23 protein-coding genes are annotated in these 23,326 nt (G+C 56.1%); 9 read left to right on the forward strand and 14 right to left on the reverse strand.

Annotation, left to right across the window (positions count from 1 at the left end):
* Window positions 1-9: 9 nt before the first annotated feature.
* The 7 genes from N655_RS19155 to N655_RS0114040 all read right to left on the reverse strand — a co-directional run bounded on the left by N655_RS19155 (window position 10) and on the right by N655_RS0114040 (window position 5,423).
* Window positions 10-270, reverse strand: coding sequence for a DUF202 domain-containing protein (locus N655_RS19155; protein ID WP_044935992.1), 261 nt, complete (start codon window positions 268-270; stop codon window positions 10-12).
* Window positions 271-278: 8 nt separating this feature from the next.
* Window positions 279-833, reverse strand: coding sequence for a DUF420 domain-containing protein (locus N655_RS0114015; protein ID WP_026443483.1), 555 nt, complete (start codon window positions 831-833; stop codon window positions 279-281).
* Window positions 834-854: 21 nt separating this feature from the next.
* A complete protein-coding gene (locus N655_RS0114020; RefSeq protein ID WP_026443484.1) occupies window positions 855-1,685 on the reverse strand; it encodes an ABC transporter permease in 831 nt (276 codons plus the stop codon).
* Between the two features lie 3 nt (window positions 1,686-1,688).
* A complete protein-coding gene (locus N655_RS0114025) occupies window positions 1,689-2,717 on the reverse strand; it encodes an ABC transporter ATP-binding protein (RefSeq protein ID WP_026443485.1) in 1,029 nt (342 codons plus the stop codon).
* Window positions 2,718-2,721: 4 nt separating this feature from the next.
* Entirely contained in the window at window positions 2,722-3,693 is a 972-nt protein-coding gene (cyoE, locus tag N655_RS0114030; protein ID WP_049961450.1) for a heme o synthase, read from the reverse strand.
* Between the two features lie 108 nt (window positions 3,694-3,801).
* Window positions 3,802-4,863: an AI-2E family transporter gene (locus tag N655_RS19160; RefSeq protein WP_044934740.1), complete on the reverse strand. Its 1,062-nt coding sequence runs from the start codon at window positions 4,861-4,863 to the stop codon at window positions 3,802-3,804.
* Entirely contained in the window at window positions 4,860-5,423 is a 564-nt protein-coding gene (locus N655_RS0114040; protein ID WP_044934742.1) for a shikimate kinase, read from the reverse strand. Before N655_RS0114040 ends, N655_RS19160 begins: the two co-directional genes overlap by 4 nt.
* Before the next feature lie 60 nt (window positions 5,424-5,483).
* On the opposite strand from N655_RS0114040, the gene N655_RS0114045 reads away from it, so the two are divergent.
* The 8 genes from N655_RS0114045 to gcvPB all read left to right on the forward strand — a co-directional run bounded on the left by N655_RS0114045 (window position 5,484) and on the right by gcvPB (window position 13,281).
* Complete coding sequence (locus N655_RS0114045; protein ID WP_026443488.1) at window positions 5,484-6,125, forward strand: O-methyltransferase; 642 nt, start codon at window positions 5,484-5,486, stop codon at window positions 6,123-6,125.
* 85 nt (window positions 6,126-6,210) lie between these two features.
* Complete coding sequence (locus tag N655_RS0114050; RefSeq protein WP_026443489.1) at window positions 6,211-6,444, forward strand: glutaredoxin family protein; 234 nt, start codon at window positions 6,211-6,213, stop codon at window positions 6,442-6,444.
* A gap of 119 nt (window positions 6,445-6,563) precedes the next feature.
* Entirely contained in the window at window positions 6,564-7,415 is an 852-nt protein-coding gene (ku, locus tag N655_RS0114055) for a non-homologous end joining protein Ku (protein ID WP_026443490.1), read from the forward strand.
* 78 nt (window positions 7,416-7,493) lie between these two features.
* Window positions 7,494-8,621: a VWA domain-containing protein gene (locus N655_RS0114060; protein WP_155987603.1), complete on the forward strand. Its 1,128-nt coding sequence runs from the start codon at window positions 7,494-7,496 to the stop codon at window positions 8,619-8,621.
* Between the two features lie 103 nt (window positions 8,622-8,724).
* Complete coding sequence (gcvT, locus tag N655_RS0114065; RefSeq protein ID WP_026443492.1) at window positions 8,725-9,855, forward strand: glycine cleavage system aminomethyltransferase GcvT; 1,131 nt, start codon at window positions 8,725-8,727, stop codon at window positions 9,853-9,855.
* A 35-nt stretch (window positions 9,856-9,890) separates the two neighbouring features.
* Window positions 9,891-10,280 (forward strand): glycine cleavage system protein GcvH, encoded by a 390-nt coding sequence (gene gcvH, locus N655_RS0114070; RefSeq protein WP_026443493.1) that lies wholly within the window; start codon window positions 9,891-9,893, stop codon window positions 10,278-10,280.
* A 122-nt stretch (window positions 10,281-10,402) separates the two neighbouring features.
* Window positions 10,403-11,749: an aminomethyl-transferring glycine dehydrogenase subunit GcvPA gene (gene gcvPA / locus N655_RS0114075; RefSeq protein ID WP_026443494.1), complete on the forward strand. Its 1,347-nt coding sequence runs from the start codon at window positions 10,403-10,405 to the stop codon at window positions 11,747-11,749.
* Window positions 11,750-11,763: 14 nt separating this feature from the next.
* Window positions 11,764-13,281 (forward strand): aminomethyl-transferring glycine dehydrogenase subunit GcvPB, encoded by a 1,518-nt coding sequence (gcvPB, locus tag N655_RS0114080; RefSeq protein ID WP_026443495.1) that lies wholly within the window; start codon window positions 11,764-11,766, stop codon window positions 13,279-13,281.
* A gap of 48 nt (window positions 13,282-13,329) precedes the next feature.
* Here gcvPB and hemG read toward each other — a convergent pair whose 3' ends face one another.
* The 6 genes from hemG to purH form a co-directional block, all read right to left on the reverse strand.
* On the reverse strand, window positions 13,330-14,706 hold the full coding sequence (gene hemG, locus N655_RS0114085; RefSeq protein WP_026443496.1) for a protoporphyrinogen oxidase: 1,377 nt from the start codon (window positions 14,704-14,706) through the stop codon (window positions 13,330-13,332).
* A complete protein-coding gene (gene hemH / locus N655_RS0114090; RefSeq protein ID WP_026443497.1) occupies window positions 14,703-15,629 on the reverse strand; it encodes a ferrochelatase in 927 nt (308 codons plus the stop codon). The genes hemG and hemH overlap by 4 nt, the downstream gene beginning before the upstream one ends.
* Window positions 15,622-16,707, reverse strand: a complete 1,086-nt coding sequence (gene hemE / locus N655_RS0114095; RefSeq protein WP_044935999.1) for a uroporphyrinogen decarboxylase — start codon at window positions 16,705-16,707, stop codon at window positions 15,622-15,624. The genes hemH and hemE overlap by 8 nt, the downstream gene beginning before the upstream one ends.
* 72 nt (window positions 16,708-16,779) lie before the next feature.
* Complete coding sequence (dgt, locus tag N655_RS0114100; protein WP_044934745.1) at window positions 16,780-17,922, reverse strand: dGTP triphosphohydrolase; 1,143 nt, start codon at window positions 17,920-17,922, stop codon at window positions 16,780-16,782.
* A gap of 4 nt (window positions 17,923-17,926) precedes the next feature.
* The gene (locus tag N655_RS0114105; RefSeq protein WP_044934748.1) at window positions 17,927-20,074 is read right to left on the reverse strand and encodes a tetratricopeptide repeat protein; all 2,148 of its coding nucleotides are present in this window, start codon (window positions 20,072-20,074) and stop codon (window positions 17,927-17,929) included.
* Between the two features lie 187 nt (window positions 20,075-20,261).
* A complete protein-coding gene (purH, locus tag N655_RS0114110; RefSeq protein ID WP_026443501.1) occupies window positions 20,262-21,845 on the reverse strand; it encodes a bifunctional phosphoribosylaminoimidazolecarboxamide formyltransferase/IMP cyclohydrolase in 1,584 nt (527 codons plus the stop codon).
* A gap of 89 nt (window positions 21,846-21,934) precedes the next feature.
* Between purH and N655_RS19165 the strand changes: the two genes are divergently transcribed.
* Entirely contained in the window at window positions 21,935-22,834 is a 900-nt protein-coding gene (locus tag N655_RS19165) for a rhomboid family intramembrane serine protease (RefSeq protein WP_044934751.1), read from the forward strand.
* Between the two features lie 54 nt (window positions 22,835-22,888).
* On the opposite strand, the gene N655_RS0114120 is transcribed toward N655_RS19165, so the two are convergent.
* Complete coding sequence (locus N655_RS0114120) at window positions 22,889-23,236, reverse strand: helix-turn-helix domain-containing protein (protein WP_026443502.1); 348 nt, start codon at window positions 23,234-23,236, stop codon at window positions 22,889-22,891.
* Between the last annotated feature and the right edge of the window lie 90 nt (window positions 23,237-23,326).

The following is a 23,326-nucleotide window of genomic DNA, read 5'->3' on the forward strand; positions in this document are numbered from 1 at the left end:
TCGCTTGGATTATCCCTTGCGGTTTCGCAGCCACTTGGCCAGTCCCAGCAGTAAAAGCAGAGAGCCAAAGGGCAGGCACATCATGGCAACAATCAGAGCAATCCAGCCAGGATTGGTATGCGGGCCCTCTGGTCCGATGCCTCCAAAAACAAACTTGGCCAGGCCCACAGAAGCCAGTCCCGCGGCCATTGTCCATATGCCAGAGAGCAACAACTGACGGGTACCATCGCCAGATGTGGGCTGAGTGGGAGCTTCAGCAGCGATCGGCATATCTTCTTTCATCGCCATGCAGCCAGCATGACATAAACAATGACCCCCGTGACGGAAACATACATCCAGACCGGAAACGTGAAACGCGCCAGCTTTTTGTGCTGCGGAAAGCGTCCTGTAAGGGAAAAGAAGAACGTAATCAGGACCATGGGCAGGGCCACAACCGAGAGCAGAATATGGCTTATCAGCAAAACCAGATAAGCTGTCCGGACGGGACCGTGCCCAGCAAAGCGCATTTCCCCATGCAGAGCGTGATTGATCACGTAGGAAACCAGAAAGAGCACGGAGAAGACGAAGGCCGTAAGCATGGAGGCGCGGTGCGCGGTCAGATTTCTTTTACGAACATAGGAAAAACCGATGGCCAGGGCAATGGCGCTCATCCCATTAAAAAGGGCGTTCAAGGCAGGCAGAAAGAGCAGCCTTGTGGCGTATTCCTGCGACGGAGGGTGTACATAAATCAGCCAGAACAAAAAGGCGCTGGCGGCCCCGCTGATGAGAATCAGGGCCGTGATGGGGGCCTTCGGCTGACTTTCTATCGTTTGTGCAGTTGCCTTTGCCATCATTGCGTCTCCTACCTTGTCGTATCAGGCTGCTGGCTGATTGGTTCTGCGGTTCACAATTGCCCAGGAGGCGGCAAATATCAGGAAGCAAAAGACCATCGTCACACCAAGATTGGTTTCCAAAGAGAAATCGGTTGTCTGCGTGGGAAAGAGGGCATTGCGCAATGCGTCAGTGCCGTAAGTAAGCGGGTTCAGGCGCATCAGCACACGCAACCAACCGATGGCCCCGCTTGCAGGGAAGATAGAACCTGAAAGCATCCAGAGCGGCAACAGAAGAAGATTCACAATGGCATGGAAGGCCTGAGGTGAATCCATGGGCCATGCGATTGCGAAGCCGAGCGCAGTGAGCTCAAAACTGATAAGCGCAATGGTGAGCACGCTGAGGGCAATCGCAGTGAGAGAGGGGTGCACGCCAACCAGCGGAGTAAAGAGCAGAAAGATCATGCCCTGGATGGCCGCCAAAGTTGTGCCGCCCATGACCTTGCCGAGCACGATGGCCGAGCGACTTACGGGAGCAGCCATGACCGACAACAGAAATCCCTCATTGCGGTCCTGAATGAGCGACATCATGCTGAAAATGGCCGTGAAGAGAACAATCATCACGACAGCTCCGGGAAAAAAATAGGCCAAATACTGGTCGGAACCGGTGCCGCTACTGTGAAAACTGTGAGCAAAGCCTGAGCCAAGCACGAACCAGAACAAAAGCGGTGAAGCGATCACGCCGACGACGCGCGCCTTCTGGCGGTAGAAACGGACAATTTCACGCTCCCAGAGGGTGCGGGCCGCAGTCCAGAGACTGGCGTTCCGTGAAGGAAGGGCCTTTGGCGCAGATGCAGTTGCGACAACGGTAGCCATGAATCAGTCCTCCTTGATCCCTGTACTGATTTCTTGTTCTGTCCAGAAGCGGTGACCGGTGCGCTGAATGAAAACATCTTCCAGACTGGGCTTGGAGACAGAAATTCCCTGGACCAGGCCCGGGAAGGCTTCCACCACCTCGGTGACGAATTTATGGCCTTGCTCCCGTTCCAGACGGACCGTGTTGCCGAGGGCAGAGGGTGCGAGGAGAAAGCGATTGGCGATCTTCTCGGCCAGCTCCTGCGCGTCAGAGGCGCTGGTGGTCTCAAAGATGACCACATCACCGCCAATCTCTGATTTCAGATCAGAGGGCGAACCGAGTGCAACCAGTTTCCCCTGATTCAGAATGGCGAGGCGGTCGCAATGCTCTGCTTCTTCCATCAGATGGGTCGTTACAAGCACGGTCACACCCTCCTCATCGCGGAGCATCTTGAGATACTGCCAGACATCGCGGCGTGCTCCGGGATCCAGACCGGTAGAAGGCTCATCCAGCAGAAGGACAGAAGGGGAATGAATGAGTCCCTTGGCCAGTTCGACACGGCGCTGCATCCCTCCGGAGAGGGTCTCTACGCTGTCCCTGATGCGGTCGAGCAGTCCGACACGAGAGAGCACCTCGCTGATCCGTCGTTTAAGGGTGGCGCCTTTCAGCCCGTACAAGTGGCCCTGATGTCTGAGGTTTTCTCCAACCGTGAGTTTGATGTCGAGGCTGCGCGCCTGAAAGACGATGCCAATCTGCTGGCGGACCCGGTTGGGTTCATGGGCAACGTCGAAACCCTGAATGCGAGCGGTCCCGTTTGTCGGCACCATGAGTGTGGAGAGGATCCGGAAAAGTGTGGTTTTGCCGCTGCCATTCGGTCCGAGCAGGCCGAAGATCTCTGCCGGACGCACCTCGAAGGAAAGATGGTCCAGGGCCAGCCTCCCTCCGTAATCATGAGTAAGCTGCGACAAAGCGATGGGCGGTGCTGCGCCAGCGGAGTTCTGCGGCGCGGGACTTGTTCTATATACGGCTGGTTCCTGAACAGAGGCCATCATCACACTACTTTCCTGCCGCGTTGAGCATGAGCACGGTGAGCAGAAGGGGCAGGTAGATCACGCTCACCTTGAGGAGGTCGCGCGCATACATTTTCGATTCGACCACACTGCGCGCGCGTGTGATACGAGCAAAACGCAAAGTATAGGCCAGATAGAAAATTCCCAGCAGCAATGCTGTCACGCCATAAATTCGGCCGGTCATGTGCAAATAGACCGGGAGCAGGCTGACGGGGATCATGAGCACTGCGTACGTAATGGCTTCAAGCACCGTAGACCATCCGTCCGGCTGCACCACAGGCAACATGCGGATTCCGGCCCGTCCATAATCTTCCTTATAAAGCCAGGCAATGGCCATGAAATGCGGAAACTGCCAGACGAAGAGTATGGCAAAAAGCGCCACGGCAGGCCATTCAATGGTCCCGCGGACGGCAGTCCAGCCGAGTAAGGGAGGCATGGCTCCCGGAAAAGCCCCGATAAAAGTTGCAAGGGTGGTATATCGCTTGAGAGGGGTATAAATGGCGACATAGCTAAAAGCCGTCAGCAAGGTGAGAGTTCCCGTAAGCAGGTTCGTCGCGTAAGTGAGCCACAGTGCGCCGGAGACGATGGCAACCATGCCGAGGGTCAGGCCATGGAGCAGGCCGATGCGGCCCGAGGCCACTGGCCGCTGGGCGGTACGGACCATCCGGGCGTCAAGACGGCGCTCTAGGACTTCATTGAGCGCCGCAGATCCGGCAGAGACCAGACCAATGCCCACGAGGGCGGCAAGGAGGCCAGGTTGCAAACTACTGATTCGACTACGCACAGACGCCAGATAAAAGCCGGCCCATGCAGTCATGACCACAAGTGCCGTGACGCGGAACTTGAAAAGCTCAGCATAATCTGCAAGACGCAAGGCCGTTTCTCCAGCGCGAAGAGGCGCTGGCCGTTCCAGGATGGCCTGTTCTTCAGCCACAGACGCAGGTGCGGCGGGCGTCATGCCTGTTTCGCTCGGAATGGTATGAAGTTTACCGTCAAGACCACTCTCCATGATACCAACGGAAAGAGCTGAATTGACGGGGGAATTGCCGTGGCGCTGGATTTCAGCTCACGAGTGAAGGTTTTCAACCTCCGAAAGCGAGCGGGGACCGCAAATCACAGGTTCGCTCTGCACCGCATATTCATCAAGCAGGACCGCGACCAAAACGGCAGTCGGCACCGCAACCAGGGCCCCACGGACACCATCGAGGGCCGCACCCAGCATCAGTGCGATAATAATCGCCAGTCCTGGGAGGTCTACGCGCGACTGCATAATTCGAGGGGTAAGGAACGAGGTTTCCAACTGTGCATAAATTGCGTAGAAAATAGCGACGCCCAGCACACGGCCCCAGGAATCGATGGCAGCTACCATGAGGGCCAAAGAGACGGTAATGATGGCCCCGGCTATGGGAATGATGTTGAACAGACCCATCAGGACGCCCAGAGCGTAGGCATATCGCAGATGCAGGGCAACAAAAACAATTGTGCTGCAGGTGCCCAGAATCAGCATGAGCGCGCCCTGTCCTAAAAGCCATTGGCCCATGCGCGCTTCGGCTCGGACCAGAGTTTTGTCGAGCCGCTGACGCATCTCAACTGGGAAGAAGCTCAGCATCCAGTGATAGGCCTTCTCCCCTTCCAGCATGAAGTAAACCGTCAGGACGATGCCGGTAATGATGTCAAAAAGCTTGCTGGCCCAGTGTTTTGCCGAAAGAAAAATGTAGGTTGCGAAGTTCGCGGCGAAGTCCTGAATGCGTGTATTGAGGGAGTTGACGTCGAGCCGCTGCATCAGGGGAATCTTCCGAATGCGTGCCAGCAACTGCGGGCCGCGGGTTGGAAGTTCGCTGATGAACTCGCGCAGGTCGCGTGCCACCGGAGGCAAGGCAAAAATGAAGAACATGGTTGCGAAGCCGGCAACGACAACCACAAGGACCAGGATGGCCACTCCCCGGCCCGGGCTCCATCGGCCAATGCGAACCTTCATGATGCCCTTCACTACGGGCGTCAGGACCACGGCAAAGAGTGCGCTGACGTAAATCAGGAGCAGGACATTGCGGACATACCAGGCAAGGATCAGGGCCAGGGCAAGGGAAAAGGTAAAGACAATGTCGCTGCGCAGAGTGCGACTTTTCATGCAGGGCGGCCTTCCTCGGAAAAAAGATTTAGAGATTCCATGATGTGCCGCGCCGTTTCCTCAGGGGAGCGCGCGGCCGTCTCTACCACAAGATGCGCTTGGCGGTAATATGGCAGCCTGGCTGCAAATCTTGCTTCTAGACGGTCGCGGTCCTGCAGCACCGGACGAACAGCGGCCCCGGCCTGCTGCTCACATCTTGCAACCATGGTCTCCAGAGGGGCCTCCAGAAAGACCACGCAGGTCTTCGGCGCGGAGAAGATAGCCTCGCGGGTCACTTCGGTTTCAATGGCGCCTCCACCTACGGCCAGGACCAGGTTTTCTTCGCGCAGTAAGGCGCGGATGACGTCAGCTTCCATCCGGCGAAAAGCTGCTTCGCCGCGGCCGGAAAAGATTTCCGCGATGGTCTGGCCGGCCTGCTGCTCCAGCACGACATCTGCATCCTGAAAGCGCCATCCGAGGTGCGGTGCGAGCAAAGAGCCCACGGTGGATTTGCCGGCCCCCATAAAGCCGATGAGAACAATTCGCGAAAACTCCGCTGGATGTTGTACTGTGGCCTGCATGTACAGGCATTATAAGAGGGCAGCCTCCGCGCAAGTACAATGGCGGAGGGAAGGCACCGCATGAGGTTGTTCCGTAAGAAACTGAAACAAGAACATAAGGTCATGCTGCAGGCAGAGCGCGCAGGTGGAGCACTGCTGCCGGAGTATCATCGGCCCACGTCAGAGTGTCCACATCCGGAACGCTGGCACATGTATGACTCTATGACGGCAGAGGCTGAAGTGCTTGAGTTTTTGCAGACGCTTGTGATGACCATCAAGCCGCAATTGGTGGTGGAAACCGGCGCTTTTCTTGGGGCCAGCACCCTTTGGATTGCCAAAGGACTGAAAGCCAATGGATTTGGCAGGATTGTAAGCTGTGAGTTTGATCCCGTGGTATATGCCAGGGCAAAAGAGAGAATTGCAGCTTCCGGGCTGGCGGATTGGGTCGATCTGAGGAATGAATCCAGCCTGGAAATGCAGGTCGAGGGAACGATTGACCTGTTCTACTCCGACAGCGACATGGAGATTCGTGCTGCGGAAGTCAAGCGCTTCCTGCCCCAGATTTCTTCCAACGGAGTTGTATTGATTCATGATGCCAGTTCCCATCTAAGAGTGGTAAGGGAAGCGGCATTTGCCCTGGAAAGAGAAGGACTGCTCTCGTGCGTGTTTTTGCCTACGCCGCGTGGAATGGTCCTTGCGCAGAAGCGGGAAGGCCGTCAGTAACTACGTCAATAACTAGAGGTTTTTGAGAAGGACCAGGATTCCATTGAATCTTGCCCCAGGAATGTAGCATCTTTTAGAAAGCACGATGTCTCAGAAGCGCGTCATTCTTTACAGCCAGCCTGGATGCCCTCCATGTTTTGCCGCGAAGCATTTTCTTTCCTCGCGTAAGGTGCCGTTTGAATATAAGGACGTGACGGCGGACCCGGCGGCTTTGCGTGAGTTGATGGAGTTAAACAGTCGTTCAACACCGACGATCGTGGTCGGGGAGGAAGTCATGATTGGCTTTGACGCAGAGCGGCTGGAGAAGATGCTCGGCTAGGCCTTTCTTTCTTGCCGCTCCCACCCTTTTGCTTGTCCTGCATCATTTTTAGTGCAATCAGCCATCCAGCCAGTGTACAATTCACATCCTAACTGCTTGCTGCCGAAAGGGTTTGCATTATGGCGTCTACGGTCTGGAAAGGCTATATCTCCTTTGGTCTGATCTCGGTCCCGATTCACCTGTTCGTCGCAGCTCGTGAAGAGCATGTGAGTTTCAACCAGGTCCACGCCGTCTGCGGGACGAAAGTAAAGCAGCAATTGTTTTGTCCGACCTGCGAACGTGTGGTGGAGCGCAGTGAAATTGCCAAAGGCTATCCGATTGACAAGGGCACTTATGTCCAGGTGACTCCGGAGGAATTAAAGGCACTGGAGGCCGAGTCTTCCGAAACGATGGAGATTGTACAGTTCGTGAAGCTCGATGAGGTGGATCCGCTGTATTACCAGACCTCGTATTACACGGTCCCTGAAGAACCGGGCCGCCGGGCCTATACGCTCATCCTGAAGGGCATGGAGCACTTGAAGCTGGGTGCGATTGCCAAAATTACGCTGCACCAGCGGGAGCAGATTGTGATGATCCGGCCTTATCACAAAGGCCTGGTGTTGCACACGCTGTATTATCCGGCAGAAGTGCGTGAGATCGCCGAATACGGTGTGGACGAGGAGAAGATTAGTCTGCAAAAGGCCGAGGTGGAGCTGGCCGAGCAGTTTATGAAACAACTGACGGCAAAGTTCAATCCTGACAAATTTAAAGATGAATATCAGGACCGCGTGCTGAAACTGGTCGAGGAAAAAGAGGCCGGGATGGTTACAAAGAGCGAGAAGCGACCGAAAAAGAAGCTGGCGCCGGTCATCAATCTCATGGATGCGCTCAGGAAGAGCATGGAGCAGCAGGAAGAGGCGGTAGGGAAGAAAGCCCCGCAGAGGGAGACTGCATCGGCGAAGTCCTCTGGCAGGCGCAGGAAGGCCGGATAAACGAACCTTTTTCCCTTTTCATGCTTGCGGTCAGGCTTCAACCGGAAAGGGCACTCGTCCGTCTAATCAACAGCAGTCATGATGAGATCCCAGACGAAACATGTGCTCTGCCTTTTTGTGCCGTTGATGGCCCTGTGTGTCCGTCTACCTGTTTGTTTTGCGCAAGCCGGCCAGCCCGCAACATCTTCTGCATCTTCCACGACCTTGACCGTAAATGTGAAAGTGGTCACGCTTCCTGTAACTGTCCGTGACAAGAAGGGCCAGATTGTGACCAACCTGACGAAGGACGATTTCACTTTGATGGAAGACGGACGTCCACAGACCATCAAATATTTCAGTCTGGATACAGACCTTCCGCTGACGCTGGGGCTCCTGGTGGACACCAGTGGCAGTATGCGAAATGCGCTAGACCAGGAAAAGACCTCCAGCAAGAGCTTTTTAAACCAGATGCTGGTCAAGCCGCAGGACCAGGCCTTTCTCATTCATTTTGACCGCGAGGTCGAACTGCTGGAGGACCTGACCAACGCAAAGGAAAAGCTGGCGTCCGCCTTGGATGATTTAGGCCCGACGCGCGTGAGCGATACCTCTGATTCCGGACAGGAGGGCGACCGGAGTATGCATCGCGGAGGAACGCAGCTTTATGACGCCATCTTTCTTGCTTCAGATGAATTGATGAAAAAGCAGCAGGGGCGCAAGGCGCTGATTGTTCTGAGCGATGGCAAGGACCGCGGCAGCAAGGAGACACTGCACTCGGCGATCGAGGCGGCGCAGCGCGCAAATACGGTCGTCTATACGATTTATTTTCAAGGGGAACAACCTCATGACTTTGGCAATCGTGGGGGAGGTTACGGGCGTCCCCGCATCGGCATGGGCGGTGGGTGGCCCGGCGGAGGTGGGTATCCTGGTGGCGGGGGCTACCCTGGCGGGCGAGGAGGGCAACATCCAGCCGAAGGGCCTCAAGTGGATGGCAAGAAGATCATGATCCAGATTGCGCAGGAAACAGGCGGCCGCATGTATGAGGCGAAAAAGAAGGAAAACTTTGACCAGATTTATTCCGCCATCGCTGAGGATCTGCGTTCACAGTATATGCTGGGGTACACGCCCGACAAATTCAGCGCCGATGGCAGCTATCATAAGATTACTTTGACGGCCAAGAAAAAAGACCTCTTTGTGCAGACGCGAGATGGTTATTACGCGGACAAATGAAGTTCTTTGAGATTGTGAAGCTGTTCAAAGCCCCCCGGTTTACAGCATCTGCGAAATGCTTTAGCGTAAAAAGTTCTGCACTTTACGTCTGAAGGACAATGCTGTGTCTACAACTGCTTCTCCTGCGCTTCGCAAAACCGCGCTGAACGCCGTCCACCGCCAGATGGGTGCCAAAATGGTGGATTTTGGCGGATGGGACATGCCGGTGGAATATTCTGGTCTCATTGCCGAGCACATGGCCGTGCGCACCGGTGTAGGGTTGTTTGATGTAAGTCATATGGGCGACATTCAACTGCGAGGCCCGGAGTCTTTCGACGCCGTCCAGCACATCTGCATGAATGATGCCGCCAAGCTCCAGGTAGGACAGGCGCAATATTCTGCGATGCTCTATCCGCAGGGAACGTTTGTGGATGATGTGATCGTCCACAAATTTTCTGACAATGATTATCTGATCGTCATCAATGCCGGGACCCGCGAGAAGGACTACAACTGGGTCCGGAGCAATGCGCAGAAGTTCCATTGCCACGTGAGCGACTACAGCGACTACTACACGCAGCTTGCCATCCAGGGGCCGAAGGCGGCTGAAACGCTGCAAAAGCTGACCAACGTGGACCTTTCCACGATCAAGTTCTACTGGTTCAAGTGGGGGACGGTCTGTGGTCTGCCGAATACGCTGATTGCGCGCACCGGATACACGGGCGAAGATGGCTTTGAGATTTACATCCCGTCGGATGAAGCAACGAGCCGGCGCGTTTGGGAAGAGGTGCTGGAGGCCGGCAAGGAGTTCGGCATTCTGCCCTGCGGACTGGGCGCGCGCAACACGCTGCGACTCGAAGCAGCGTTGTCGCTTTATGGACATGAGATTTCTGAGACGATCAACGTCTTTGAAGCCGGCCTGGACCGCTTCTGCAAACTGGAAAAGGGGCCATTTATCGGTTCCGAGGCATTGCAGCAGATTCTGGCAAATGGCGGCCCTGAACGCAAACTGGTGGGGTTGGAAGTCATCGAACGCGGCATTGCTCGCGACGGCTACGGCGTGTTTAACGAAGCGGGTACTCAGATAGGCGCAATCGCCAGTGGATCGCCCGCTCCGTTCCTGAAGAAAAACATTGCATTGGCCTTTGTACCGCGTGAATATGCAGCTTTGGATACCGAAGTCTTTGTGCAGGTGCGCAACTCGATGGTGAAGACAAAGGTGGTGCCGATACCCTTTTACCGTCGCCCAAAGAAATAGCCGTTTAGACCGTACAATAAGAGAGAGAAAATTTCATGGCATATCCTGCAAATTACCGCTATACCCGTGAGCATGAATGGATTGAGGCCGATGGTAAAACTGGCAAGGTCGGCATTACGGACTACGCCCAGAACTCGCTGGGCGATATTGTTTTTGTCGAATCGCCCAAAGTTGGTGCGAGCCTGAAGAAGGGCGAGGTCTTTGGCAGCGTTGAGTCGGTGAAGGCCGTTTCCGACCTCTATTCGCCAGTGACCGGAACAGTGACCGAGGTGAACGAAGAACTGACATCGGCGCCGGAGAAGATCAACTCAGATGCACACTCGGCTTGGATCATGAAGGTGGAGCTGAGTGATCCGGCGGAGCTGGAGTCGCTTTTGACTGCGGCAGACTATGAAAAGTACATCGCCGAAGAGACCGGACACTAGCAGTTTTCTCCTGCGTGTACTCAGACATTGCCTCGACTCCGGTGTATGGCTGGGTCTAGTTTTGTATTGTTTCAAAAGCAGAAGACTGGCGCTGTCGCCCCGTTTTGCAAGAAGGACCACACATGCGTTATCTCCCGAAATCGCCTGCTGAGCGCGCAGCAATGCTGCGTGAGATAGGCGTGTCTTCTATTGACGATCTTTTCGCCACAATTCCTGAAGAGTACCGTTTGCAGCGGGACCTGAGGATTCCGCGCCAGATGGGCGAGTCAGAGATTGTGGACCACTTCAAGGCTGCCGCCGCGCAGAACGCTGTCGGTTATGCGAGCTTTCTTGGTGCAGGCGCCTATCGCCATTACCGTCCGGTCGTGATTGATTCGCTGGTGCAGCGTGGCGAATTTCTGACCTCATACACGCCGTATCAGGCCGAGATTACACAAGGCACACTCCAGGCCATCTTTGAGTTTCAGACCATGATTTGCGAGCTGACCGGGATGGACATCGCCAATGCTTCAATGTATGACGGCTCGACCGGCGCGGCAGAGGCGGTGATGATGGCCGTTCGCATTACCGGGCGGGATGGTGTCGTCGTGGCCCGGACCGTGCATCCGGAATACCGCGAGGTCATGGAGACTTATTCGCAGCACCAGGAGCACTCAGCGCATGAAGCTGGCTACGGACCGGATGGACGGGTGGATCTGGCGGCCCTGGAGCAGATGGTCACGCAAGAAACGGCCTGTGTGCTGGTGCAGTCGCCGAATTTCTTTGGGATTGTCGAAGACATTCCGGCCGTTGCTGAGATTGCGCACAAAAGAGGCGCATTGCTGATTGTTTCCATTGCAGAAGCGGTCTCGCTGGGCATCGTGCGTCCTCCAGTAGAGGCTGACATTGTTTCTCTGGAGGCGCAGTCCTTCGGAGTGGCCTCAAGCTATGGCGGTCCATTCTGTGGAGTGTTGGCAGCAAAGGAAAAATATCTGCGGCAGATGCCTGGCCGACTTGTAGGCGAGACAAAAGACAAGGACGGGCGCAGGGGGTTTGTGCTGACGCTTTCCACGCGTGAGCAGCATATCCGGCGCGAAAAGGCGACCTCAAACATCTGTACGAACCAGGCGCTGGTGGCGCTGATGGCCACCATCTTCATGACGGTCTATGGCAAGGAAGGACTGAAAGAGCTGGCAGTGCAGAACCTGGCCAAGGCCCAGTATGCCGCCAACAGACTGAGTGAAGGTGGCAGGCTGCTCTTTGCCGGGTCGCCCCGATTCAACGAATTTGTAGTTGAGACCAGCGAAGCTCCGGAGCAACTGAATGCAAGGCTGCTGGAAAACAGGATCATTGGCGGGGTGCCGCTGAAGAAGTGGTATCCGGAGCTGGGTCAAGCAACGCTGTGGTGCGCAACTGAGCTGACCACCAAGGAACAGATAGACGCGGCCGCTTCTGTATTGTCAGAAGCGCCCGTTGGAACCACGGTCTGAGGTAAGGATTTTTCATGGCAACCGAACAAGCATTTACAGGAACGACGCGCAAAGTCACTGCACATCTTACCCAGAATGAAAAACTGTCGTTTGAACTCTCTTCTCCCGGCAAGAAGGCCTACAAGCTGCCTCCGTTAGATGTGCCGCAGGTGGACCCGGCACAGCTGCTGGGCGGGGCCGTGCGCGAGAGCACAGGCACTTTACCGGAACTGAGCGAGATTGAGATCATCCGCCACTTTACGCGCCTTTCCACATGGAACTACGCCATTGACCTTGGCATGTATCCTCTGGGCAGCTGCACGATGAAGTACAACCCTCGCGTAAACGAGTTTGTGTCGCGTCTAGAAGGAATTGCGGAGGCGCATCCGTATCAGCCAGAGTCGCTCTCGCAAGGCTCATTGCAGATCATCAAGCTGTTGCAGGACTGCCTCATCGAAATTACCGGCATGGATGCCATCACGCTCCAGCCGGCAGCAGGAGCGCATGGCGAGTTTACCGGAATCCTGCTGATCCGCGCCTATCATCGCTCAAAGGGAAATACACGCAAGAACATTCTGATTCCTGATTCGGCACATGGGACCAATCCAGCCACAGCTGCGGTCTGCGGCTACCAGGTGGTGAATATCAAATCAAACGCATTGGGCGGCATTGACGTGGCTGCGCTGGAGCAGATGGTCAATGAAGATACCGCTGCGCTGATGCTCACGAATCCTTCGACGCTGGGCGTCTTTGAAAACGAAATTCATAAAATTGCGGACATCCTCCACGCAAAGGGCGCCCTGCTATACATGGATGGCGCGAACATGAATGCTCTCTGTGGCAAGACACGTCCGGGTGATTTTGGCGTGGACGTGATGCACCTGAACCTGCACAAGACCTTTTCCACTCCACATGGCGGCGGTGGTCCAGGCTCGGGCCCTGTGGCTTGCAAGAAGGTCCTTGAGCCGTATCTGCCCGTGCCGGTCCTTGAGAACGGAAGCGATGGTCAGCTTCACTGGAACTATCATCGGCCTGAATCCGTTGGGCGTGTACGCGCTTTCTATGGAAACTTCGGAATGTTCGTGCGTGCGCTGGCCTACATTCTTGCAAATGGGCCGGACGGTCTGCGCCAGACCACAGAAGATGCGGTATTGAACGCAAACTATATTCGCAAGAAGCTCGAAGATGTTTACGATCTGCCCTACAAGACGCCTTCGATGCACGAGGTTGTTTTCAGCGACCGCAGGCAGCTAAAGAACAGCATCAAAACGGGAGACATTGCTAAGCGCCTTATTGATTATGGATTTCATCCCTATACGGTTTCCTTCCCGCTGATCGTGCCAGGAGCACTGATGATTGAGCCGACGGAGAGCGAATCGCGTGAGGAACTGGACCTGTTCATCGATGCGATGCGACAGATTGCGCGCGAGGCTGAAGAAAATCCCCAACTCGTGCTGAATGCACCGCATTCCACCCGCGTTTCACGCCTGGATGAAACGACTGCGGCCCGCAAACCGGTCCTGCGCTGGAAGCCAACACCGGAAGCATCCTAACCCTGAAACCTGGAGGTGCATCCTGTCTCCTTCACAGAAGGGATGCTTTTAACAGACCGCTTCACGACCCTGCCGGATGAGGTCCGGCAGCCCGACACCGTGATAGGCATTGCCAATCAGCCGAAGGCCGGGCAGGGAACGAAGCCGACTGGCAAGCAGGTTCATTTTTGTGAGGTGCCCCACAGCATATTGCGGAAGGGACCGGGGCCAGCGACGAACAACAGTAAAGGACGGCTCGGGCAGGTGGCCCAGATATTGGGAGAGCTGCATGTGGGCCAGGGCCAGCAGTTCTTCGTCAGACCGACCCAGCAGGCGCGGTGCGTCATCTCCGCCGAAGAATGCGCGCAGAAGCACAGCTCCCGGCGGCGCTCGATGCGGAAATTTCTGCTCGACGAAGGTACAGGCGAGCAATTGTGGCTCGTGTACGAGAGGGCCGTTGGCAGGGGGTACAAGAAAGCCAAATCCGCGAGGGATCTGTATCGTCTCCGCATCTGTCGGCAGAAAGGCCAGGGCAATGACGATGGCCGATGAGGCGTCCATCGCCAACAGAGAATCAAAGGCCGGATCCAAAGGGGCAAGCAGCGAGCGGGTCACATCGGCCGGAGTCGCCAGAACCACGGCATCGAAACTCTCGCTTTCCAGCGGCGTAAAGACGCGCCAGATGGCTCCATTGCGGGCCAGTGCGGTGACCGACGTGTTTAACCGTATGGAAGAGGCAGGCAATGTCGCAGCCATGCTGTCAGTCAAAGTCTGTAAACCTGAGCGCAGTGTGGTGAAAACAGGCGCCGGACCCGAGCTTCGCTTTTGCTGTTGCAGGGCCAATACGAGCGAACCGTACTCGCGTTCCATTTTTACGAATGCGGGCAGGATAGCGCGGACGCTCAGATCCTGAATACTCCCGCCAAAGACGCCTGCCAGCAGCGGAGCGGCGAGGGTGGCGGTCACTTCGTCGCCAAAGTGGCGGCGTACAAAGTCGGCCACGGATTCATCGGAGCCTTCCGGAAGAGCTGAGACCTTCAGTTCGGCAGCACGTTCCAGCTCGCGGGTATATGCGAGTTGCGCATCCTGAGTGAAGAGCGGCGAATGTCGCAGTGCCTCAAGATCTCCAGGGACCATCATCCGCATTCCGTCAGGTATGGGAATGAGCTGCCTGTGCCGGGCGATGTAGGTCCGGCGGATGTGGTCATTGGAAGAGATGAGTTCCTCTTCCAGACCGAGTTCGCGAACAAGGGTTTGCGCCCAGGGCTTTTCTGTGACCCAGGAATCAGGCCCGCATTCAACAATAAACCCGTCGCGGCGTATGGTCTGAATGATGCCGCCAAGCCTTGGCGACGCTTCGTAAAGAACGAAAGGCCTTCCGGTGCGGGCAAGTTCATAGGCGGCTGCAAGGCCAGCGATTCCTCCTCCAATGACTGCGGTCTTCATAAGGAGGCGAGGCGCGCAAGCCCCTGACGCGCGATGTCAGCCAGTGCGGAAATCAGCAAAGGAGAATCGTTGAGCGACGGAGGACGTTCAAGATGCATACCGAGGGTCTTCGCATGCTCCCGAAAAGCGATGTCGATGTCATAGAGCACTTCTACATGATCACAGAGAAAGCCGATGGGTTGGATGATCGCTGCACGATGGCCTTCCTGCTGAAGTGCTAAGAGCGTTTCTTCCACGGTTGGTCCGAGCCAGGGGCCGCCCGACATGCCCTGGCTCTGGAAGGCAAAATACCAGGGGCACAATTCCGCAAGACTTTCGGCAACCAAGCGGGCCGTAAGCTTGGCTTCAACAGCGTAAGGATCAGGGGGCTGTTCCGGGCTGTGTTGTATGGTCCGGCAGGGAACGCTGTGTGCGGTAAATACGACGGGGACCCTGGTCTTCAACTGGTCCGAAAGCTTTCGCCATACGGGTGCAAGGCGCTCCGCAAAGGCCTCGATCAGTTGTGGATGATTGGCCCATCCCTCGACAAAGTGGATTTTCATGCGGCTTCCTGCAGCCTGCAAAACCGCGCGCTTGTAGAGTCCAACGCTGGTACGGGAGTTTTGAGGCGCCAGGCAGATGACCACAACAGAGGTCATGCGTTCCTCGGCCATTTGTGCCACAACGTCTGCAATGTATGGCCGCCAGTTTCGCATCCCCACGTAGACGGGGACATTCAGACGTTCTGCTAGAAGGCGGCCCTGTTCCAGTGTGAGGCGTGTGAGGGGGCTTTTGCCGATGGCCTGCATCCGATGCCGCACTTCTTCAATCACAGCTTCGGGCAGAGGGCGGCCTCCAGTCACATTGCGTAAGTACTCCGGGACCTCTTCGACAGAGTCTGGAGTGCCGTGGGCCAGCAGCAGGACTGCTGTACGGTCAGCCATGCTTTACCTCGCCAGAGATCTCACGCACAAGGCGGACGACATACTGTACATTCTCTACCGGAGTTCCTGGCACGATACCATGCCCGAGATTGAAGATGTGTCCGGGCCGGCCGCGGGCCTGATCGAGGATCTGTTTTACGCGGTGGCGTAGAAGTTCAGGTTCTGCAAATAACGTGATGGGGTCAAGATTGCCCTGGACCGCACAGGAGTAATCGAGAGACCGCCATGTCTCGCCGAGAGGGGCCCGCCAGTCCAGCCCAAGAACATCTGCTCCGGTTTCGCGCATGGCACCAATCAGGCTGGATGTTTCCACTCCAAAGTAGATGACAGGCACTCCCGAGGCCTGGACTTCACGAACAAGGGTCCTGGCATGCGGCAATACGAACTCGCGATAGTCTTCTATGCTCAAAACTCCGGCCCAGCTATCGAAAATCTGGATGACATCAGCTCCAGCCTCGACCTGCTGCCGCGCATATTCGTGCAGGACCTTTACCAGCTTGTCCATCAGGCTGCGCCAGACTGCGGGCTGGTGATACATCATTTTTTTGGTTTCAATATAGTGGCGTGAGGCCCCACCTTCAATCATGTAACTGGCCAGGGTGAAGGGAGCACCACAGAAGCCAATGAGCGCAATGCTGTCCTTAAAGTGCGCTGCGACTTTTTGAATCGCCTCTGCCACATACGCAAGTTCAGCCGTGCGGTCCGTGCGCAGACGGGAGACAGCTTCAGCAGTGCGCAGCGGCTTGTGGACGACGGGGCCTTCGCCGGCCTGAAATTCGAAGTCCAGCCCCATGGGAGCAAGAGGCAGAAGGAGATCGGCAAAGATGATGGCTGCATCCACATCGAGCTTTTCCGCCGCCGTGATGGTCACCTCTGCGGCCAGCGACGGTGTTCTACAGATTTCCAACAGGGAATGATGTTTACGGACTGCCTGGTATTCCGGCATGTAACGACCAGCCTGCCGAAGAAACCAAACCGGGGTCCGGTCTACCGGACGGCGCAGGCAGGCGCGGATGAAACGGGAACCGGAGGTAAGACTAAGTGTTTCCGGAGGCGGCCCGGAGATGCTTTCGTGCATGGAAAGGGTCACATACAAGGGTAGCATTTTTGCGGAATGCTGGCGGATGGACTTCGCCCTAAAACGGGCCCGTCAGCCCTGGACCACATGGGTGCCTCGGAATGTGTCGTATTGCGTGAAGATAAAATTATCGGTCATTCCCGCAATATAGTCGGCCACGACCCGTGGAGCTCCTTCTTCAGCCACTCGTGAAGCGTATCCGGCAGGAAGCAGATCGGGATCGGCCGTCCAGGCATCAAACAAGACCTGAATAATATGTGCGGCTTCTTCATGATCGCGGACAAGTTCTTCGCAATGATACAGCTCGGAGTAAAGATAACGCCGGGCCTCCATGCGTAGATCTTCCATGGATGGTGAAAACCGCGCAACCCTTAGTGGGGCATTGCGAATGTCTTCCAGGGCGGTGATGCCATGGTTCTGGATGAGGCGGGTGGTTTCTGAAATCAGATCATCCACCAGCGCATTCAGCATCCGCTTGAGTGTTTCCTGAAAAACGAGCTTCTCCGGAGCATCAGGCCATGCCGCTTTCATCGAAACATAAAACTGGTCAAAAAGACGCACATGCCGTCGAATGTCCTCCAGATGCAGGATTTCGGCTTCCATACCATCGTCCAGGTCGGCGGTCAGATACGCAATCTCGTCAACCAGATCAATCAGCTGCGCTTCCAAGGGCGGCCGTTTGTCCAGAACATAAGGGGCCAGTTCAGGATGCTCTTCCGACGTGTAATCGCGGGAGTGCTTAATTATGCCCTCCCGTAGAGCAAAGGTGAGATTCAGGCCACGAAAGGCAGCGTAGCGCTGCTCAAAATGCTCAACAGTGCGCAGGGCATGAAGATTATGGTCAAATCTGAGACCATGCTTTTTCAAAGACTCGTCGAGGGCCCGTTCGCCTGCATGTCCGAAGGGTGGGTGTCCGATATCGTGGACCAAAGCCAAGGACTCTGCCAGGTCCTGGTTCAACCCGAGCGCGGCGGCTACCGTGCGCGCAATCTGCGCAACTTCCATGGTATGCGTCAGGCGACTGCGAAAATGGTCTGAGTATCGGTGGGTAAATACCTGCGTCTTTCCGGCCAGGCGGCGGAAAGCACGCGAGTGGATGATGCGTCCACGATCGCGCTGGAAGGCCGACCGATAAGGATGCGGGTCCTCAGGAAATACACGCGAGGTCAATAGCGGATCGTTGTCCGCGACGGCGCATTCTGCCGAAAGCTGCATAAAGCTATTTCGGTGCAGCCATGGCCGCACCGGAGGACTCCCGGGCGAGGCGGACGCGGGCACTATCCAGCTTTTTCTGGACCTTGCTCACATCGCCCGGATCAGCGTCGGCGGAGAGAGAATGGGCGTAATCGTTCAAAGACTGCTCCCATTGCGCGGCGGCCAGCTTCAGGCGATTGGTTTTTTCGTATACCTCTCCCAGATGGTCATGCACCGTGGGATCTCCACTGTTGCGCGCCAAGGCCCTGGTCAGGTTTTCCTCTGCCAGATTGTACTGGCCGAGCTTGAAATAGACCCAGCCAAGAGAGTCAAGGTAAGCATACTGTTGCGGGTCAAGCTGGACGGCCTTTTTGATCATGGACAGCGCCTCGTTGAGTTTCACTCCCCGGTCTGCCAGCATGTAGCCGAGATAATTCAAGGTAACGGCGGAATTTGGTTCGAGATCGAGTACCTTACGGAACCATGTTTCCGCTTCATCAAAGTGCTTCTGGCGCTCTTCCAGTTCGCCGCGAAGAAAATAGACGTTGGCCTTGTCGTCCCGTTTGGTAGAGAGCGCATCGGCCTTGTCGATGACCTCTCCAGCGTCTTTCCACCGTTTTAAACGGATGTACATGTCTGCCATGCGCAGATACACATTGCGGTCGTTCTCAGCAGATCCGTTCAATACAGATTTCGCCAGACGGATGCCTTCTTCCGCCTTTCCCGTATCGCAGAGCTGCATGGCCAGCATAAGCTTGGCGTCGCGGGATGCATCCGGGTCATTGGACGTTTTGGTAACAGCCTCACGGGCAGTAGCTACCGCTTTGTCGTACTGATGGGCATCGCGGTATGTGTCCACCATGTAAGCATAGGCACGGGAAACGTAGTCCCCGCCAAGAGCTGCCATTTTCTGATAAGCGGCGATGGCCTGGTCGGTTTTGCCCTGCTCGCGATAGACATTGGCCAGCCGGTCAAGAAACACCGCGCGGTTGTTCTTCTCCCCTTCGGTGTATTGGCCGGTAACATGTTCGGAATCAGAGACGAGTTTCGACAGGACCTGTGCAGCCTGATCGAATTGCCCTAGGGCGTCGTAATCGAGCGCCTCTTCAAAATTGATTTCAAGAGAATCGGAGACCAGGTCTTTTGCCTTTTTCAGGGCCGCCAGGGCGTCTTCATATTTTCCCTGCTGGCGCTCAATCTTGGCTATGTTCAGCAGGGACTGGGCGTCGCTGGGGTCGCTGGAGGCAATGTCCTTGAAAGACTTGAGCGCAGCGTCTTTCTGGCCGTTGGCGAGCTGAGACTGGGCCAGGGCGCGCTCCACATCGAGGTTGTCCGGTTCCAGATCATAGGCCTTCTGATAAGCATCCAGGGCCTTCTGATTGTCTTTCATCTGCTCATAGGTCTGCCCCAGAGCATAAAGGGTTTTCGGGGTCTGGTCATCTTCCGGTAGCGCGCTCAGGACCTGCGCGGCGCGCTGGAGGTCTCCCTGCTCGGTGTAAAGCCCGGCGATATTGAGAACAACATCTTCAGAATCGGGATCAATCTTTTGCGCTGCCTTGAATTGTTCTTCGGCATGAACAGAATCGTGGTCCAGAGTATAGAGTCGTCCCAAAAAGAGATGGTTTTCGATACTGTTCGGTTCTAGCCGGACAATTTCCTTGTATTCATTGATTGCCAGCTTGAGCATCTGCTCGGACGGGCCGCCATTCTGCATGTTCCCCAGTGACCGCAGATAGATGCGGCCAAGCAATTTGTGTGCTTCCAGATTGTCAGGGTTTTTTTGGATCTCTGCCTGGGCCGAGGCAATGGCATCGCGTACTCTGCCGGTGTCAAAGTAAAGCTCTGCCAAGTGAGCATTCAGCCACGAAGAATCCGGGTCGGCGTTGAGCGCCAGCTTGTATTCTTCAATGGCGCGATTGGCATATTCTGGACGGCCATAGGTGGTGGCCATCTCTTCGTACATGTGTGCGAGCGTGTAATGGTAGTAGGCGGAGGCACGGTCCGGCTTCTGCGAGGAAGCGGAATGGTCCGGGGCAGATGCAGCCTTCTTCTGGTCCTGCTGGGGGGCCGTCTGGGCCAGGGCCGCGGGCCAGCAGGAAACGGTCAGGGCCAGCGTGGCAATGGATAGAAGTCGATGGTGCGGTATCAAACGGGCCTTGCTATTGATTTTCAAGAAGAACCCCTGCCAGTAATCCCCGGCCTGAATCAGTTGGATGCGCTCTCATGGCGCATCCTCAACTTTAAGACGATTGTAAACCGGATTGGGCTTCAGATAACAGCCGCCCTTGGTGGTGTCCCTTTCGGCCTGTGGGAAAGAAATACGGACAGAAGGGGTTGCGGCCCACCATTTTCAAAAAGCATTAGTGCCGGAAGTGGCGCATACCTGTGAAGACCATGGCCACGCCCAGCTTATTGGCAGCAGCAATGACCTCTTCATCACGGACAGACCCCCCAGGCTGAATGACGGCCGTGGCACCCGCCGCGGCCACGGTCTCAAGGCCGTCCGGGAATGGAAAGAAGGCATCGGAGGCGGCCACGCATCCTTTGAGGGGCAGCACGGCCTTCATGGCCCCGAACTTCGCCGCGTCCACTCGGCTCATCTGGCCTGCTCCCACGCTGATTGTCTGGCCATTGCGTGCGTAAACAATCGCATTGGATTTGACGTGCTTGCAGACCCGCCAGGCAAAGATGAGTGCGGCCAGCTCATCCTCGGTTGGCTTGCGTTCGGTCACGGTCTTCAATTCACCCACGGTGATGTGTCCGCGGTCAGCATCCTGCAGGAGCAACCCACCAGAAACCTGCTTGAGTACGCGAAGGGTCTGTGCTGGTCTCACTTCCACCAGGCGCAGGTTTTTCTTCGTAGCAAAGCAGGCTTTTGCTCCTTCCGTAAAGCCTGGGGCGGCAATGGCTTCGACAAACAGTTTTGTGATCTCCTCTGCCGCTTTCTCGTCCACCTCGCGATTCACCCCGATGACGCCCCCGAACGCAGACACCGGATCGGCTTCCAGCGCTTTCTTATAGGCTTCCAGGACCGTTGCACCCGTTGCTGCCCCGCAAGGGTTCGTATGCTTGATGATGGCCACGGCGGTCTGGTCGAATTCCTGGACCAATTCCCAACATGCGTCCAGATCCACCAGATTGTTGTAGCTCAGCTCCTTGCCCTGAATCTGGTGGCTGCCAGCGATGCCGGTAGCGCTGCCGTCTGTGTATAAGGCAGCCCGCTGATGAGGGTTTTCCCCATAGCGTAGCGACATGGCCAGTGGGTAGTGTATGCGCAAGATTTCAGGAAAAGGCGCGGAGGCGGGTCCGGAAGACTGGACCGGTGTCTCGGAAGGTCCAGACGGGGCAATCTGTTCTAAGGTGTTGGCGATGGCAGTGTCATAGGCGGCAGTCAGGGCAAAGGCCTTCTTTGCCAGACGCCAGCGGGTTTCGTACTTGAGAGCGCCCTGACTGGCTTCCATCTCCTCAGCAATGGAAGCGTAGTCCGACGGAGAGGTCACAATGGCCACATCTGCAAAATTCTTGGCAGCAGAGCGGACCATCGATGGGCCACCGATATCAATATTTTCAATCATTTCGGCAAAGGTCACCCCGGGACGGGAAGCGGTCTTTTCAAAGGCGTAGAGGTTGACCACGACCATGTCAATCGGTTCGATGCCGTGCTGCTTCACCGCAGCCGCGTGCTCGGCGTTCTCACGGATGTGCAGGATACCTCCGTGGACCTTCGGGTGGAGCGTCTTGACGCGGCCGTCCAGCATCTCGGGAAAACCCGTCAGGTCTGAGATGTCTCGGACCTGAAGTCCAGCCTCCCGAAGAGTTTTAGCGGTGCCCCCGGTGGAGACCAGCTCCACGCCGTGTTTAGCCAGTTGACGGGCAAAATCCACCAGCCCTGTTTTGTCTGTCACACTCAATAATGCGCGCCGGACCTGTCTGCTGCCGCTCAAGCTTTACTCCTTGGAGAAAATAAAGGGTCAAAATCTGATTGTAAAAGCAGAACAACCAGAAGTGGGGTAAGGTTAAATGAGACTGCTTTATGGGCGCGTGGGACAACAACAGGGATGCACAGGGGGAACGCCCCTATTCCACGCAGGCCGGACCGGAAATTCTTCCTCCGGAGAGCAGGGAAGAGCAGCACTCCTGGTACGATCAGCCCCCGCAGCCCGAATATGCGCCCCCTGCGCAGGTGCGCCGACCATCGCGGTGGGCGTATGCGCCAGCCACCTACGTTCTAGTGGCCCTCAATTGCCTGGTATTTCTCATCATGTGGGTGGATGGCGGCTCGATCGTGGAGCCGACCCTGCGCAGCTCCTTGTTTTCAGTCTTTGCCCTGAATGGGGGAGTGGTCCTTGAATATGGGGAGTGGTGGCGACTTTTCACCGCCACGTTTACCCATGTTGGGTGGGTCCATCTGCTCAGCAATATGTGGTGCCTGTGGAACCTGGGGCTTCTGGGAGAGCCGCTGCTCGGTCCCTTTGGAATGCTTGCAGCCTATGTCCTGACGGGCCTGGGAGGAAACCTGCTCAGCACCGCCGTCCATCCGGGCCTTCCTGGGGCGCCCAATGGCATTATCGGCGCGGGAGCATCGGGTGCCGTCTTTGGCCTGGCCGGCGTTCTGATTGTTTTGTTGAAATCGCCCCTTCTGCCGCTGCCGAGAATGGAGGTGCTCAGGCTGCGGAAGAGCGTCATCTGGTTTGCCGTGCTGAATTTTGTAATTGGGGCCGGGACCTGGGTTGCTCGTACGCGTATTCAGATAGACAATATGGCCCACCTGGGAGGTTTTTTAAGCGGACTGGCCTTTGCATTACCACTGGTGCCACGAATCGGGGCCTCGCGCGAAGATTTTTTACGGCGCCGCCGTTTTGCGGTGTGGGGAATGGGCTTTTTCCTGCTTTTGCTTGCTTTTGGCGTGTACTCGTTTTATGTAGGCAGATAAAACAGGCCAGGTACATCCGAGTGAATGCCCTGGCCCGGTTTACAGAAGGACTTGTCAGCGGACAGCCGTAGCTGCGAACTTTTTCACCATGGCGAGCAGCAGCTTCCGATCACTGTCATTGAGGTTAGAGGAATAGCGGCGTATCTGTGTGAGAAAGCGAAGCTCTTCATCGCTCAGTTTCTGCGTATTCAACTCCTGGGCGAGTGTATCTTCGGCGAAAAGTTGTGAGAGCGGTAAATCCAACGCGTTGGCTATTTTGGAAAGCGTGTCAAGCGAAGGGACGGTATGCCCGTTTTCCACCCTTGACAGGTAGCAGCGCAGCAGGCCGGTGCGCTTTTCTATGTCACCCTGCGATAACCCTTTTTGCAACCGATAACCCCGAATCGTAGTTCCAATTTTCATGGCTATGCCCATTTCCCGCTTTTCCGTTACCGGAAGAAGCGGTTTTTTTTATTGTGTTGGCTGCATAGTTAACATGCTTAAGGGCAGGAA

Origin of the sequence: Pseudacidobacterium ailaaui (assembly GCF_000688455.1) — a bacterium.
In the GTDB taxonomy this organism is placed as follows: domain Bacteria; phylum Acidobacteriota; class Terriglobia; order Terriglobales; family Acidobacteriaceae; genus Pseudacidobacterium; species Pseudacidobacterium ailaaui.